Annotated in this window: 10 protein-coding genes; 4 read left to right on the plus strand and 6 right to left on the minus strand. The window is 61.2% G+C overall.

The window, feature by feature from the left end:
- Positions 1–11 precede the first annotated feature (11 nt).
- The 4 genes from uraD (at position 12) to HZ993_RS08835 (ending at position 5,710) form a co-directional block, all read left to right on the plus strand.
- Positions 12–1,823 carry a 2-oxo-4-hydroxy-4-carboxy-5-ureidoimidazoline decarboxylase gene (gene uraD, locus HZ993_RS08820; RefSeq protein WP_209397159.1) on the plus strand — a complete coding sequence of 604 codons (1,812 nt, stop codon included), beginning with the start codon at positions 12–14 and terminating at the stop codon, positions 1,821–1,823.
- Between the two features lie 32 nt (positions 1,824–1,855).
- Positions 1,856–3,079: an ArgE/DapE family deacylase gene (locus HZ993_RS08825; protein ID WP_209397161.1), complete on the plus strand. Its 1,224-nt coding sequence runs from the start codon at positions 1,856–1,858 to the stop codon at positions 3,077–3,079.
- A gap of 60 nt (positions 3,080–3,139) precedes the next feature.
- Positions 3,140–3,970 (plus strand): urease accessory protein UreD, encoded by an 831-nt coding sequence (locus HZ993_RS08830; protein WP_209397163.1) that lies wholly within the window; start codon positions 3,140–3,142, stop codon positions 3,968–3,970.
- Between the two features lie 84 nt (positions 3,971–4,054).
- Entirely contained in the window at positions 4,055–5,710 is a 1,656-nt protein-coding gene (locus tag HZ993_RS08835; RefSeq protein WP_209397165.1) for a response regulator, read from the plus strand.
- Here HZ993_RS08835 and urtE read toward each other — a convergent pair.
- The 6 genes from urtE to HZ993_RS08865 form a co-directional block, all read right to left on the minus strand.
- Positions 5,707–6,399 (minus strand): urea ABC transporter ATP-binding subunit UrtE, encoded by a 693-nt coding sequence (gene urtE, locus HZ993_RS08840; protein ID WP_209397167.1) that lies wholly within the window; start codon positions 6,397–6,399, stop codon positions 5,707–5,709. The genes HZ993_RS08835 and urtE overlap by 4 nt on opposite strands.
- A gap of 2 nt (positions 6,400–6,401) precedes the next feature.
- A complete protein-coding gene (gene urtD, locus HZ993_RS08845; protein ID WP_209397169.1) occupies positions 6,402–7,283 on the minus strand; it encodes an urea ABC transporter ATP-binding protein UrtD in 882 nt (293 codons plus the stop codon).
- Complete coding sequence (gene urtC / locus HZ993_RS08850; protein ID WP_209397171.1) at positions 7,280–8,413, minus strand: urea ABC transporter permease subunit UrtC; 1,134 nt, start codon at positions 8,411–8,413, stop codon at positions 7,280–7,282. The genes urtD and urtC overlap by 4 nt, the downstream gene beginning before the upstream one ends.
- A complete protein-coding gene (gene urtB, locus HZ993_RS08855) occupies positions 8,410–9,990 on the minus strand; it encodes an urea ABC transporter permease subunit UrtB (protein ID WP_209397173.1) in 1,581 nt (526 codons plus the stop codon). The genes urtC and urtB overlap by 4 nt, the downstream gene beginning before the upstream one ends.
- A gap of 99 nt (positions 9,991–10,089) precedes the next feature.
- Positions 10,090–11,361, minus strand: coding sequence for an urea ABC transporter substrate-binding protein (gene urtA / locus HZ993_RS08860; RefSeq protein WP_209397175.1), 1,272 nt, complete (start codon positions 11,359–11,361; stop codon positions 10,090–10,092).
- 236 nt (positions 11,362–11,597) lie between these two features.
- Positions 11,598–12,830 (minus strand): glycerophosphodiester phosphodiesterase family protein, encoded by a 1,233-nt coding sequence (locus tag HZ993_RS08865; RefSeq protein ID WP_209397177.1) that lies wholly within the window; start codon positions 12,828–12,830, stop codon positions 11,598–11,600.
- Positions 12,831–13,079 lie beyond the last annotated feature (249 nt).

Below are 13,079 nucleotides of genomic sequence, written 5' to 3' on the forward strand. Positions count from 1 at the left end.
GAACACCACCCATGGCGATCACCCTGTCCCAACTCAACCAGGCCACGCTGGCAGATGCCACCCACCTGCTGGCCGGCCTGTACGAACATTCGCCGTGGATTCCCGAAGTGGCATTGCAGCAGCGCCCTTTTACCAGCCTGGCCCAACTGAAGCACGCGATGGTCGGCGTGCTGAACGCTGCCGGTGTCGAGCCCCAGTTAGCGCTGATACGCGCCCACCCCGAATTAGCCGGCAAGGCCATGGTGGACAAGAGCCTGACGGCAGAGTCCAGCAACGAACAGAGCAAGGCGGGCCTCACGCACTGCACGCCGCAAGAGTTTGAAACCATCCAGCAGCTCAACCGCGACTACAACGCGCGTTTTGGCTTCCCCTTCATCCTGGCAGTGCGCGGGCCGCGCGGCACGGGCCTGTCCAAGGCCGAGATCATCGCCACCTTTGAGCGCCGCCTGCACGGCCACCCGGACTTTGAACGCCAGGAGTGTGTGCGCAACATCCACCGCATCGCCGAAATCCGACTGAACGACCTGTTTGGCTACACGCCGGAGTTGGGCAATACGGTATGGGACTGGCAAGAGACCCTGGCACAACACACCGACCCCAGTTATGCCGAACTGGGCCAACTCACCGTCACCTACCTGACCGACGCCCACCGCGCCTGCGCACAGCGCATTAGCATGGACATGCGCCACGCGGGCTGCGATACGGTACACATCGACGCCGTGGGCAATGTGGTGGGTTGTTATAAAAACGATAGCGCATCAAGTCCATCCGACGGGGGCTACAGGCCAGTTTCTCATAAGACATTGCTCACCGGAAGCCATTACGACACGGTGCGCAACGGCGGCAAGTACGACGGTCGCCTGGGCATCTACGTGCCGCTGGCCTGCGTGCAGCAACTGGCTGCTGCCGGCAAACGCCTGCCATTTGATATCGAGATCGTCGCCTTTGCCGAAGAAGAAGGTCAGCGCTACAAGGCCACCTTTTTGGGTTCCGGCGCGTTGACCGGGCATTTCAACCCGGCCTGGTTGGACCAGGTGGATGCGGACGGCATCAGCATGCGCGCCGCCATGCAACACGCAGGCCTGTGTGTCGACGACATCCCCAGCATAAAACGCAATGCCGACGACTACCAGGGTTTTGTGGAAGTCCACATCGAACAAGGCCCGGTGTTGAACGAACTCGACATTCCGCTGGGCATCGTCACCTCCATCAACGCCGGTGTGCGTTACCAGTGTGAAGTGGTCGGCATGGCCAGCCACGCCGGCACCACACCCATGGACCGCAGGCGTGATGCGGCAGCGGCCGTGGCCGAGCTGATGCTGTTTGTAGAGCGCCGCGCCGCGGCCGACGGCGATTCGGTCGGTACCGTCGGCATGCTGCAGGTACCCAATGGTTCCATCAACGTGGTGCCGGGGCGCTGCCTGTTTTCGCTGGACCTGCGCGCGCCCAACAATGCGCAGCGCGACAAGCTGGCAGACGACGTTCTGACCGAACTGGCCGCCATCTGCACCCGCCGCGGTGTGCACCACAGCGTCACTGAAAACATGCGCGCCAGCGCTGCACCGAGCGCCCCCGAATGGCAGGCCCGTTGGGAAAAGGCGGTGGCAGCCCTTGGCGTTCCCTTGCACCACATGCCCAGCGGGGCAGGACACGACGCGATGAAGCTGCATGAAATCCTGCCCCAGGCCATGTTGTTTGTGCGTGGGTTGAACTCTGGCATCAGCCACAACCCGCTGGAGTCCACCACCAACGACGACATGCAACTGGCCATCGACGCCTTTGCACATTTGCTGGCCGACATGGCCCAATCGCCTGCGGACTGATCCGCGTACTACCACTCCCATCCGACATTCCAATGAACACCTACGAACAACTCGACGCCTGGATCGACGCCCACTTTGACGAACAGGTGCACTTCTTGCAGGAACTGATCCGCGTCCCTACCGACACGCCGCCGGGCAACAACACACCCCACGCCGAACGCACCGCCGAGCTGCTGCACGGCTTTGGCTTTGATGCCGAAAAACACGCCGTGCCCGAAGCCGAGGTACGCACCGCCGGGCTGGAGACCATCACCAATCTGGTGGTGCGCCGCAAATATGGCGAAGGCACCACGGTGCTGCTCAATGCCCATGGCGACGTGGTACCCCCCGGCGAGGGCTGGACCAAGAATCCCTACGGTGGCGAGATTGAAGACGGCAAAATTTATGGCCGCGCGGCAGCCGTCAGCAAGTGTGATTTTTCCACTTACACATTCGCAGTGCGTGCGCTGGAAGCAGTAGCCAAACCAACCCACGGCAGCGTGGAGTTGTTATTCACCTACGACGAAGAGTTTGGTGGTGAGGTCGGCCCGGCCTGGCTGCTCCAACACAAGATCATCAAGCCCGACCTGATGGTGGCCGCCGGCTTCAGCTACCAGGTCATCACGGCGCACAACGGCTGCCTGCAGATGGAAGTCACCGTGCACGGCAAGATGGCGCATGCGGCCATACCAGCATCCGGCGTCGATGCGCTGCAGGCCGCCAACCACATCCTGACTGCGCTCTATGCGCAGAACACGCTGTACCAGAGCATCACGTCCAAGGTCGAAGGCATCACCCACCCTTACCTGAACATTGGCACGATTGAAGGGGGAACCAACACCAATGTCGTGCCCGGGCGCGTCAGCTTCAAGCTGGACCGCCGCATGATCCCCGAAGAGAATCCCACCGAAGTCGAAGCCACATTGCGCCAACTGATCCAGGACACGGCCGCGGCATTGCCCGGTATCACGGTGGATATCAAACGTATCCTGCTGGCGCGCGCATTACAACCCCTGCCCGGCAACCGTCCGCTGGTGGACGCGATCCAGAAACATGGCGAGCAAGTGTTCGGAGAACCCATCCCCGCTTTGGGCACACCGCTGTACACCGATGTGCGCCTGTTCTGCGAGGCGGGCATCCCCGGTGTGATCTACGGCGCAGGGCCGCGCACCGTGCTGGAGTCCCATGCCAAGCGGGCGGACGAACGCCTGGACCTGGAAGACCTGCGCCGTGCGACCAAGGTCATGGCGCGCACACTCAGCGATTTGTTAATCTGAAACTTTGCGGGACAGACCGCAGCCGCGAAGCGGCAAGCTCTGTCCTCAACACTTCACACCATGCCCTGGCACGCTCAGCTACAACTGGACTACACCCTGGAAGCCGGCCGCACCGTGGCCCGCCACAGCCACAGCGGCCCGCTGCGCATTCTGCAAAGCCTCTACCCCGAGGGCGACAGCATTTGCCACAACGTGCTGGTGCACCCGCCCGGCGGTCTGGTCGGTGGCGACACGCTGGAGATCAACGTGCACGCCCAGGCCGGCAGCCACGCGCTGATCACCACGCCAGGCGCCAGCCGCTTTTACCGGTCCGACGGCCTGACCGCTTTGCAGAAAACCCATTTGCGGGTGGAAGCCGATGCGCGCCTGGAATGGCTGCCGCTGGAGGCGATCTGTTACAGCGCCTGCCTGGCCGAAAACCGTCTGACCATGGAACTGGCGCCGGGCGCCGAACTGATGGGCTGGGATATCACCGCGCTGGGCCTGCCGCTGGCCAACCTGCCTTTTGTGGCTGGCCATTTCCGCCAACATATCGAGGTGCCTGGTGTCTGGCTGGAGCGCGGCGCAATAGAAGCCAGCGACAGCCGCCTGCTGGACAGCCCGGCGGGCATGGCCGGTCACAAATGCGTGGCATCGTTTTTCTTTATCACCGGTCAGCCCATCCCCCGCGAGCGCCGTGAACGCGCGCTGGACAGCGCCCGCGCCGTGATCGCACAACACGCGCTGGCAGGTACGGCGGGCGCCACCAGCCCCCACCCGCAGGTGCTGGTGGTGCGTGTGCTGGCACCGGTGGTGGAGCCTGCCATGGCGCTGCTGCGCACCCTGCGCAACACCTGGCGCCAGGAGCTTTGGGCCAAATCGGCCTCTAGCCCCCGTATTTGGTCCATGTAGTGCTATCCTTTTGATACTGAACTGCAAAAGCCTTCTCGGACCGCTGCACGCCACGTTATTTTTGGAGCACACTGTGCCAATCTGATGGTCACCCAGGAAGACGACTTCTCAAACTGCTCCGCCCTGGTGGTGGACGGTAATCCAACGTCCCGCTCCATCCTGGTCTCACAGCTGCGGGAGTTTGGTGTCGGCGCCGTGGTGCAGTGCGCCCGCGCAGTCGATGCGCGCCGCCAGCTGGAGTTTCGCGCCTTTGATTTTGTGCTGTGCGAGCTGCATTTCGCCGACGAGAACAGCTCTGGCCAGGACCTGCTGGACGACCTGCGGCGCAACCAGTTGCTGCCCTACTCCACCATCTTCATCATGGTCACCGGCGAGGCCACCTACGCCCGCGTGGCCGAGGCGGCCGAGTCCGCGCTGGACGGTTACCTGCTCAAGCCGCACCGGGCCATAGACCTGGGCGAACGCCTGGTGCAGGCCCGCGTGCGCAAGGTCTCGCTGCAGGACATCTTTACCGCGATCGAAAACGAAGCATTCGAAGAAGCGGCCGCGCTGTGCATGGAGCGCTTTGAAAGCAAGGGCAAGTTCTGGCTCTACGCGGCACGTGTCGGCGCCGAGCTGCTGCTGCGCGTGGGGCGACCAAACGACGCGCAAAAGGTCTACCGCGCCGTGGTCGAGGCCAAGACCCTGCCCTGGGCGCGCCTGGGCGTGGCCCGGGCCCAGCTGGACGCCGGCCAGATCAGCCAGGCCACCAGCACGCTGGAGAACCTGATCAGCGCCGAGCCCAGCTTTGTCGATGCCTACGACGTGATGGGCCGTGCCCAGTTTGAGTTGGGCCGGCTGGACAAGGCGCTGGAAACCTACAAGATGGCCGCCACGCTGACGCCGGCGTCCATCACCCGGCTGCAGAACCTGGCCATGATGACCTACTACGCGGGCGACCATGTGGAGGCCGAGAAGCTGCTGGACCGCACAGCGCGCCTGGGCCTGGAATCCAAGATGTTTGACGCCCAGTGTCTGGTACTGCTGGCCTTCGCCCGGCTGGAGAACGGCGACCGCAAAGGGCTGCAGCGCTGCCTGGACGACTTCAACCGCCTGATGGAAAAGAGCCCGGACAGCCCGCGCCTCAAGCGCCTGGCAGATATTGTGGTGGTGCTGAGCCTGATACAGCAACACCAGTTTGCGCAGTCTGTCGAGGCAGTGCGTGGCCTGGCCAAAACCGTGCGCAACAGCGAGTTCGATTTCGAGTCCGCCAGCAACGTGCTGGCCCTGGTCGCCCAGCTGGCCAACAAGGCCATACAGCTCAACGAGGTGGAATCCATCGTGGAGTCCATTGGTCTGCGTTTTTGCAGCAACCGTTCACAAACCGAGCTGCTGGCCGCCTGCGCCCGGGCCCACCCGCCCTATGCGGAGCGCATGCAGGTGTGCCAGGCCCAGGTGCTGGCAATCGCCGAAAACGCCATGGCGTTGAGCCTGTCGGGCGATCCGGCGGCGGCGGTCGGCGCGCTGGTCGAGCATGGCCGGACCACACTCAACGCCCGCCTGATCGACAACGCCCACCAGGTGCTGTTGAAACACGCCGGAAAGATCACCGACGCGGGTGGGCTGTCGGCCGATCTGCAGGAACTGCGGGCCAAGTTCGGCATACAAAGTGTCAAGGCGGCGATGGGTGAACAACGGCGCCAGTCCGGTGGGCTGGTGCTGCGCACCGGTGGGCCTAAACCGGCAGAGCCACCGATCTAGATCGCCACGAGTTTGCGCACGCCGTTGGCTTCCATGTCTTTGCCCAAGCCGCTAGCCACCACGGCTCCACGTTCCATCACCACATAGTGGTCGGCCAGTTCCTGCGCAAAGTCGTAGTACTGCTCCACCAACAATATCGCCATGTCGCCGCGGTCAGCCAGCATGCGGATCACGCGGCCAATGTCCTTGATGATGCTGGGCTGTATGCCCTCGGTAGGCTCGTCCAGAATCAGCACCTTGGGCTTGGCGGCCAGCGCACGGGCGATGGCGAGTTGTTGTTGTTGCCCGCCCGACAAATCACCGCCGCGGCGTCCCAGCATCTGTTTCAGCACGGGGAACAGTTCATACAGCTCCGGCGGTATCGGTGTGCTGGCGCTTTTGTAGGCCAGGCCCATCTGCAAATTTTCTTCCACCGTCAGGCGGCCAAATATCTCGCGGCCTTGGGGAACAAAACCAATGCCGGCACGTGCCCGCTCATAAGGCGTGGCCTTGTGGATGGCTTTACCGCCCAGCTCGATAGAACCGGTCTTGATCGGCACCAGACCCATCAGCGACTTGAGTAGCGTGGTCTTGCCTACGCCGTTGCGGCCCAGGATGACCGTGACCTTGCCGAGCTGGGCTTCGATGCTGACGTCGCGCAGGATATGCGAGCCGCCGTAGTACTGGTTGATGTTTTTTGCGTTCAACATAGTCAGCGCCCCAAATAGACTTCAATCACGCGCTCATCCGCCTGCACCTGGTCCAGTGTGCCCTGGGCCAGCACTGAGCCATCACACAGCACGGTCACGATGTCGCTGATAGTGCGGATAAAACTCATATCGTGCTCCACCACCATCAGTGAGTGTTTGCCCTTGAGTGTCAAAAACAACTCGGCGGTGCGTTCGGTTTCTTCATCCGTCATGCCGGCCACCGGTTCGTCCAGCAACAGCAGCTTGGGCTCCTGCATCAGCAGCATGCCGATCTCCAGCCACTGCTTCTGGCCGTGGCTCAGGTTGCCGGCCTGGCGCCCTACGCTATCCGCCAGGTGGATGGTGTGCAGCACTTCGGCCAGCCGGTCGCCCTGGGCCGAGTCCAGGCGGAAGAACATCGACGACTTGACGCCTTTGTTGGTGTGCAGCGCCAGCTCCAGGTTCTCGAACACGGTGAGTTGTTCAAACACCGTGGGCTTCTGGAACTTGCGACCAATGCCCAGTTGCGCAATCTCGGGCTCGGTGTAGCGCAGCAGGTCTATCGTGCTGCCAAAGAACACCGTACCGCTGTTGGGTCGCGTCTTGCCAGTGATGATGTCCATCATCGTGGTCTTGCCAGCCCCATTGGGGCCGATGATGCAACGCAGTTCACCCGGCGCAATGTCCAGCGACAGGCCGTTGATGGCCTTGAAGCCATCAAAGCTGACGTGTACATCTTCCAGGTACAGGATGCGGCCATGGGTGATGTCGACCTCGCGGTCCTTCACCACGCGCCCAATGCCTGCCGAGCGGCCACCGGATTCGGTTTGCCCGGCGCGCGCCGCCAACGCAGCGGCACGGGCCTCTGCGCGCTTGGCGCCTTGTTCCAACAGTTCGGGCGTCATTTGACTACCCCCTTCATTCCCTTGAGCTTTTTCACCAGGCCCACGACCCCGTCTGGCAAATACAGCGTGACGCCAATGAACAGCGCACCCAGAAAGTACAGCCAGAACTCGGGGTAGGTCACGGTCAACCAGCTCTTGGCACCGTTGACGATAAAGGCACCGACGATAGGCCCGATCAGCGTGGCGCGCCCACCCACCGCCGCCCAGATCGCGATCTCAATCGAATTGGCCGGGCTCATCTCGCTGGGGTTGATGATGCCGACCTGCGGCACATACAAGGCTCCCGCCACACCACACATCATGGCCGAGATGGTCCAGATGGTGAGCTTGTAGCCAATGGGGTTGTAGCCCGAGAACATGACCCGTGTTTCAGCATCACGCACGGCCTGCAACACACGGCCAAACTTGGCATTGACCAGCCAGCGCCCCAGCAGGAAAAAGGACAGCAACGTGAGCGACGTCAACACAAACAGCACCATGCGCATGTTTGGCGTGGCGATGGGGATGTCCAGGATGCGCTTGAAATCAGTGAACCCGTTGTTGCCACCAAAACCGGTCTCGTTGCGAAAGAACAGCAGCATGGCCGCAAAAGTCATGGCCTGGGTAATGATGGAGAAGTACACCCCCTTGATGCGCGAGCGGAAGGCAAAATAACCAAACACAAAGGCCACCAGCCCCGGCACCGCCACCACCAGGAACAGCGTGGCAGCAAAACTATCGCTAAACGTCCAGTGCCAGGGCAGCTCTTTCCAGTCCAGGAACACCATGAAGTCGGGCAGGTTGCTTTTGTAGTTGCCATCGGTACCAATCTGGCGCATCAGGTACATGCCCATGGCATAACCGCCCAACGCAAAGAACAGGCCATGGCCCAGGCTCAGGATGCCGGTGTAGCCCCAGATCAGGTCCATGGCCAGCGCGCAGATGGCATAACACATGATCTTGGCCGCCAGCCCCACGGCAAAGTCACTCAGGTGGAAGACGCTGGTGGCAGGCACCACCAGGTTCAGCACCGGCACCAGCGCACACAAGACGATCAGTGCGACCAGCCACGCGCCCCAGCCGGAGCGCGTCAACAACGGCGCTCGGGACGGCAAAACCAAAGTAGAAGTAGTTGTCGTTGTGGTGCTCATGCTTCTGCACTCCGGCCCTTCATGGCGAAGATGCCTTGTGGACGTTTCTGGATAAAGATGATGATGAAGACCAGCACGGCAATCTTGGCCAGCACCGCACCGGTCCAGCCTTCCAGAAATTTGTTCAGGATGCCCAGGCCCAGCGCCGCATACACAGTGCCCGCCAGTTGGCCCACACCGCCCAGCACCACCACCATGAAGGAATCCACGATGTAGCCCTGGCCCAGGTCCGGCCCCACATTGCCAACCTGGCTCAGCGCACAACCCGCCAGACCGGCGATGCCAGAACCCAGTGCAAAGGCATAGGTGTCGATGCGGGCGGTGTTGACGCCCATGCAGCTGGCAATGGGGCGGTTTTGCGTGACGCCGCGCACAAACAGGCCCAACCGTGTTTTCTCGATCAAAAACCACACACCGGCCAGCACCGCAATCGCAAAGCCCACGATGACCAGCCGGTTGTAGGGAAGGGAGAGGTTGCCCATCAACTGCACACCGCCACTCATCCAGCTCGGGTTTTCCACACCCACGTTTTGCGCGCCAAAGATCGTGCGCACCAGCTGCATCAGCATCAGGCTGATGCCCCAGGTGGCCAGCAGCGTCTCCAACGGGCGGCCGTACAGGAAGCGGATCACGCTGCGCTCCAGCGCCGCGCCCACCAGTGCCGACGCCAGAAAGGCCACCGGCACCGATGCCAGCAGGTACCAGTCAAAGGCGCCGGGCAAATACTTCTGGAACAGGCCTTGCACCACGTAGGTGGCGTAGGCGCCAATCATCATCAGCTCGCCGTGGGCCATGTTGATGACACCCATCAGCCCGTAGGTAATGGCCAGGCCCAGCGCGACCAGCAGCAAGATGGACCCGAGACTGATGCCGCTGAAAATGGCGCCCAGGCGGTCGCCCCACGCCAGGCGTGACTCCACCTTCCCCAGGCTCATCTGCAGAGCGCCTTTAACGCCTGCGTCGGTCTCCACCTGCAGGCGTTCAATCAATAGGGTTTTGATTGCGGCCTGCGAACTGTCGGCCAGCAGCTTGGCCGCCTCCAGGCGTTTGGCCGTATCCGCGCTGCTCAGCAACGCAGCGGCGCGTAACAGGCCCAGGCGTTCTTTCAGCTCCGGCACCGTCTCTTGTGCGAATGCCTTGTCCAGCATGGGCAGCTTGCTTTCGTCCACCTCGCCCTGCAGGGTCTTGATGGCGGCGGTGCGCACCGCCACATCGGGCGACAGCAGCTTGAGTGTCGCCAGTGCGCTGTCAATTTCGCCGCGCATGCGGTTGTTGTTCATCACATCTTCGGCAGTGTCCGGCAGTGCCGACTCTGTCCCAGTTACAGGGTCTACCGCCTTGTCGTCCTTGACGACGACTGGCTTGCCCGCCACCACCTTGACCGCGTCGTCGGATAGGGCCTGGATAAATTGCACGGTCTTCTCATCGGCACCGGCTACCGCTGCGCGCAAGGCTTCGACACGGGTGTCGCTTTCTCCGACGGCAATGGCTTTTGCGGTCTCGGCCGTTAGGGAATATGCATGGCCAGCTATAAAAATAGCAGCAGCTGCAAGCAATCTGGATAGTCGATATGGCATGGCTGAACCTGTTACGTCAAAGGCCATCTCCCTCGAAGTGAGGTGATGGCCGTAGCGAGCGGTCCGATGTGTGATCGGACCGCGCAGAAGGCTAGCGCCTTACTTTGCTACCGGCTCGTCAGGCTTCTTGTCGTTGCCTTCGATGAACGGAGACCATGGCTTGGCTTTCACAGGGCCGGGTGTCTTCCACACCACGTTGAACTGGCCATCAGCCTTGATTTCGCCGATGAACACGCTCTTGTGCAAGTGGTGGTTTTTCTCATCCATCTTGCTCACGATGCCGCTGGGTGCCTTGAAGGTCTGACCAGCCATGGCTGCGATGACCTTGTCGGTATCGGTGGACTTGGCTTTTTCAACAGCCTGTTTCCACATGTTGATACCGATGTAGGTGGCTTCCATCGGGTCATTGGTCAAAGGCTTGTCGGAGCCAGGCAGCTTCTTGGCCTTGGCGTAGTCAGACCACTTCTTGATGAAGGCCGTGTTGTCTGGGTTCTTGATGGACTGGAAGTAGTTCCAGGCTGCCAGGTGGCCGACCAGCGGCTTGGTGTCCACGCCGCGCAGCTCTTCTTCACCCACCGAGAATGCGACCACGGGCACGTCCTTGGCCTTCAGGCCGGCATTGCCCAGCTCTTTGTAGAAGGGAACATTGGAGTCACCGTTGATGGTGGACACCACGGCCGTCTTGCCACCGGCAGCGAATTTCTTCACGTCAGCCACGATGGTCTGGTAATCGGAGTGGCCAAACGGTGTGTATTTTTCGTCGATGTCAGACTCTTTGACACCCTTGGACTTCAGGTAGGCGCGCAGGATCTTGTTGGTGGTGCGGGGGTACACATAGTCGGTACCCAGCAGCACCCAGCGCTTGGCGCCGCCGCCTTCTTTACTCATCAGGTAATCCACCGCGGGGATGGCTTGCTGGTTAGGGGCCGCACCGGTGTAGAACACGTTCTTGGACAACTCTTCACCTTCGTACTGCACGGGGTAAAACAGCAGGCCGTTCATTTCTTCAACGACTGGCAGAACCGACTTGCGCGACACCGATGTCCAGCAACCGAAGATCACGGACACCTTGTCCTGGCCCAGCAACTGCTTGGTCTTTTCGGCGAACAGGGGCCAGTTGGAGGCTGGGTCCACGATCACGGGTTCGAGCTTCTTGCCCAACACACCGCCCTTGGCGTTGATTTCGTCAATCGCCATCAGCACGGTGTCTTTCAACACGGTTTCCGAGATGGCCATGGTGCCCGAAAGGCTGTGCAAAATGCCGACCTTGATGGTGTCAGCGGCAAAGGCTGGCACTGCGGTCAGTGTGGTGAGGGCAACGGCAGCCGTAAGCGCCTTCAGGGTAAACCGGCGTGAGTTCGTAGATTGCATGGGTGTGACCTTCCGAAGTTAAAGAGAAACCAGCTTCGCTGCGCTCGGGCTGTGGCAATAACAGTCCTTGCTCAACGATGGGTTCACTGTAGGGAAGGTCGGGGGAACGCGAAATACGCCGAGTGGCGTATGAACATAGCCCCCACGCTCCACCGCTTCGCGGGTCGCTGCCCCCCGAGGGGGCTAAATCCGCTTGGGGCGGCCCGGCGCGGATTTGCTGCCCCCAGGGGGTCGCCTTATTTCAAGCCCACGCAGTTCGCGTAGTAGGTCACGGTGGCCGGCCAGTCTGAAAAAATGCCGAGGATGCCGACGTCCTTGGCCAACACATCCAATGCCTGCAGGATGTCGCCTTCTCGGTGTATGGCCTGGTTGACCGTCTGGTAGTACCAGCCGCCCTTGCCGGTGGCCATGACACCGGATCGCTCCAGGCTCCAGGTGATGATGCCCAGGCCCGCTTGTTTGGCGTTCTTCGCATAGGTCGATGCCACCAGCTTGCCGTCCTTGGTATCCAGCAAGGCAAAGATCGGTGGCGCCACGATTTGGATGCCGTCCTTCTTGTAGCTGATCAGCTTCTCCAGGTCGGGCAAGTCCGCGGCCTTTTCCGCGCTGTCCAGAAAGACGGCCTGCTTGCCAAAGGCAGGTTCGGCCTTGATCCAGTACAACACATCGTTCTTGTTGAAGGACTGCGCAAAAACCTGGCTCGGTGGCACGTTGGCAGCCTTGTATTCGTCCAGCATTTTTTGCGCGTAGGCCTCTTGGCTGAAACCGTCAAACGGCATCGCCACGCTGGCGGACTTGAGCTCAGGTGTCATCTTCACGCCCATTTTCTTGAACAGGGCGATGCTCTCCTGGTGCGTCATCAACGTACCGCTGGTCGGGCCGCTGTACAAATCGGTGCGCCAGTTGGCCGTACCACCCATGAACTCCTGCACGGTTTTGGCCATGGGGTTGAAGGCGTCCATCTTGCCGCGCAGGGTCTTGAACTCGGCCAGTGTGATGTCGCTGGTGCGGCACTCGGCGCTGGCTGGTATCTTCTTCTCGGCGTCATAGGGTGTGAACGCCTTGGTGCATTTGGCGGCCAGCGGTGTGGCCAGGATATTGGTCGTGGTGTGCAGGTCGTTCTGGGCGTGGCGGCAGACCAGCTCCTTGTCCTTGGTAAAGGTGACGTCGCATTCCACAATGCCGGCACCCATGCGCACAGCAGCTTCATACGATTCCTTGGTGTGCTCGGGGAACTGCATGGCTGCTCCACGGTGGCCTATGGAAAAGTTGGTCTTCTCAAACGGTCCATTGGCACAACTCTGCAGCTTGGCCTTGAGCGGGCTCTCGGCCATGTCCGACACCAGGAAGTAAGGGCGTGGCCCGAGCTGGATATTGGTGATAGCGGCGGGGCTTTGGGCCAGTGCCGAGAACGTGCAGCCCAGAAGCGCCAGGGCAAACGGGAGACGGGTGGAGCGCAGCAGATGCATGGTCATTTCCTCAAGTTCCCCAACATTGGGCAAACGCCCATAGTAATTAACTAGCGTGACCAATCAGTGACGCGGCAAATTCAATTGGAAAACCCTGTGTTTACAAAAGCTTGCATTTCATGCACGGGCCGCACACACAAGCTGGCCTTTTTTGGTTTAACCTCGCCGCTCCATGTGACGTCACGAACCTGCGTGCGCATTTGCGAACCACACGCACTCTCACCTGACCACATGGTGGTTTTCCAAAGG

The organism is Rhodoferax sp. AJA081-3 (assembly GCF_017798165.1).
Classification (GTDB): domain Bacteria; phylum Pseudomonadota; class Gammaproteobacteria; order Burkholderiales; family Burkholderiaceae_C; genus Allorhodoferax.

What these genes read in the sequence shown, in the direction of transcription:
- urtE (WP_209397167.1), bottom strand. Translation starts at nt 6,399, where the DNA reads ATGTTGAACGCAAAAAACATCAACCAGTACTACGGCGGCTCGCATATC.
- HZ993_RS08825 (WP_209397161.1), top strand. Translation starts at nt 1,856, where the DNA reads ATGAACACCTACGAACAACTCGACGCCTGGATCGACGCCCACTTTGAC.
- urtD (WP_209397169.1), bottom strand. Translation starts at nt 7,283, where the DNA reads ATGACGCCCGAACTGTTGGAACAAGGCGCCAAGCGCGCAGAGGCCCGT.
- HZ993_RS08835 (WP_209397165.1), top strand. Translation starts at nt 4,055, where the DNA reads ATGGTCACCCAGGAAGACGACTTCTCAAACTGCTCCGCCCTGGTGGTG.
- urtA (WP_209397175.1), bottom strand. Translation starts at nt 11,361, where the DNA reads ATGCAATCTACGAACTCACGCCGGTTTACCCTGAAGGCGCTTACGGCT.
- uraD (WP_209397159.1), top strand. Translation starts at nt 12, where the DNA reads ATGGCGATCACCCTGTCCCAACTCAACCAGGCCACGCTGGCAGATGCC.
- HZ993_RS08865 (WP_209397177.1), bottom strand. Translation starts at nt 12,830, where the DNA reads ATGCATCTGCTGCGCTCCACCCGTCTCCCGTTTGCCCTGGCGCTTCTG.
- HZ993_RS08830 (WP_209397163.1), top strand. Translation starts at nt 3,140, where the DNA reads ATGCCCTGGCACGCTCAGCTACAACTGGACTACACCCTGGAAGCCGGC.
- urtB (WP_209397173.1), bottom strand. Translation starts at nt 9,990, where the DNA reads ATGCCATATCGACTATCCAGATTGCTTGCAGCTGCTGCTATTTTTATA.
- urtC (WP_209397171.1), bottom strand. Translation starts at nt 8,413, where the DNA reads ATGAGCACCACAACGACAACTACTTCTACTTTGGTTTTGCCGTCCCGA.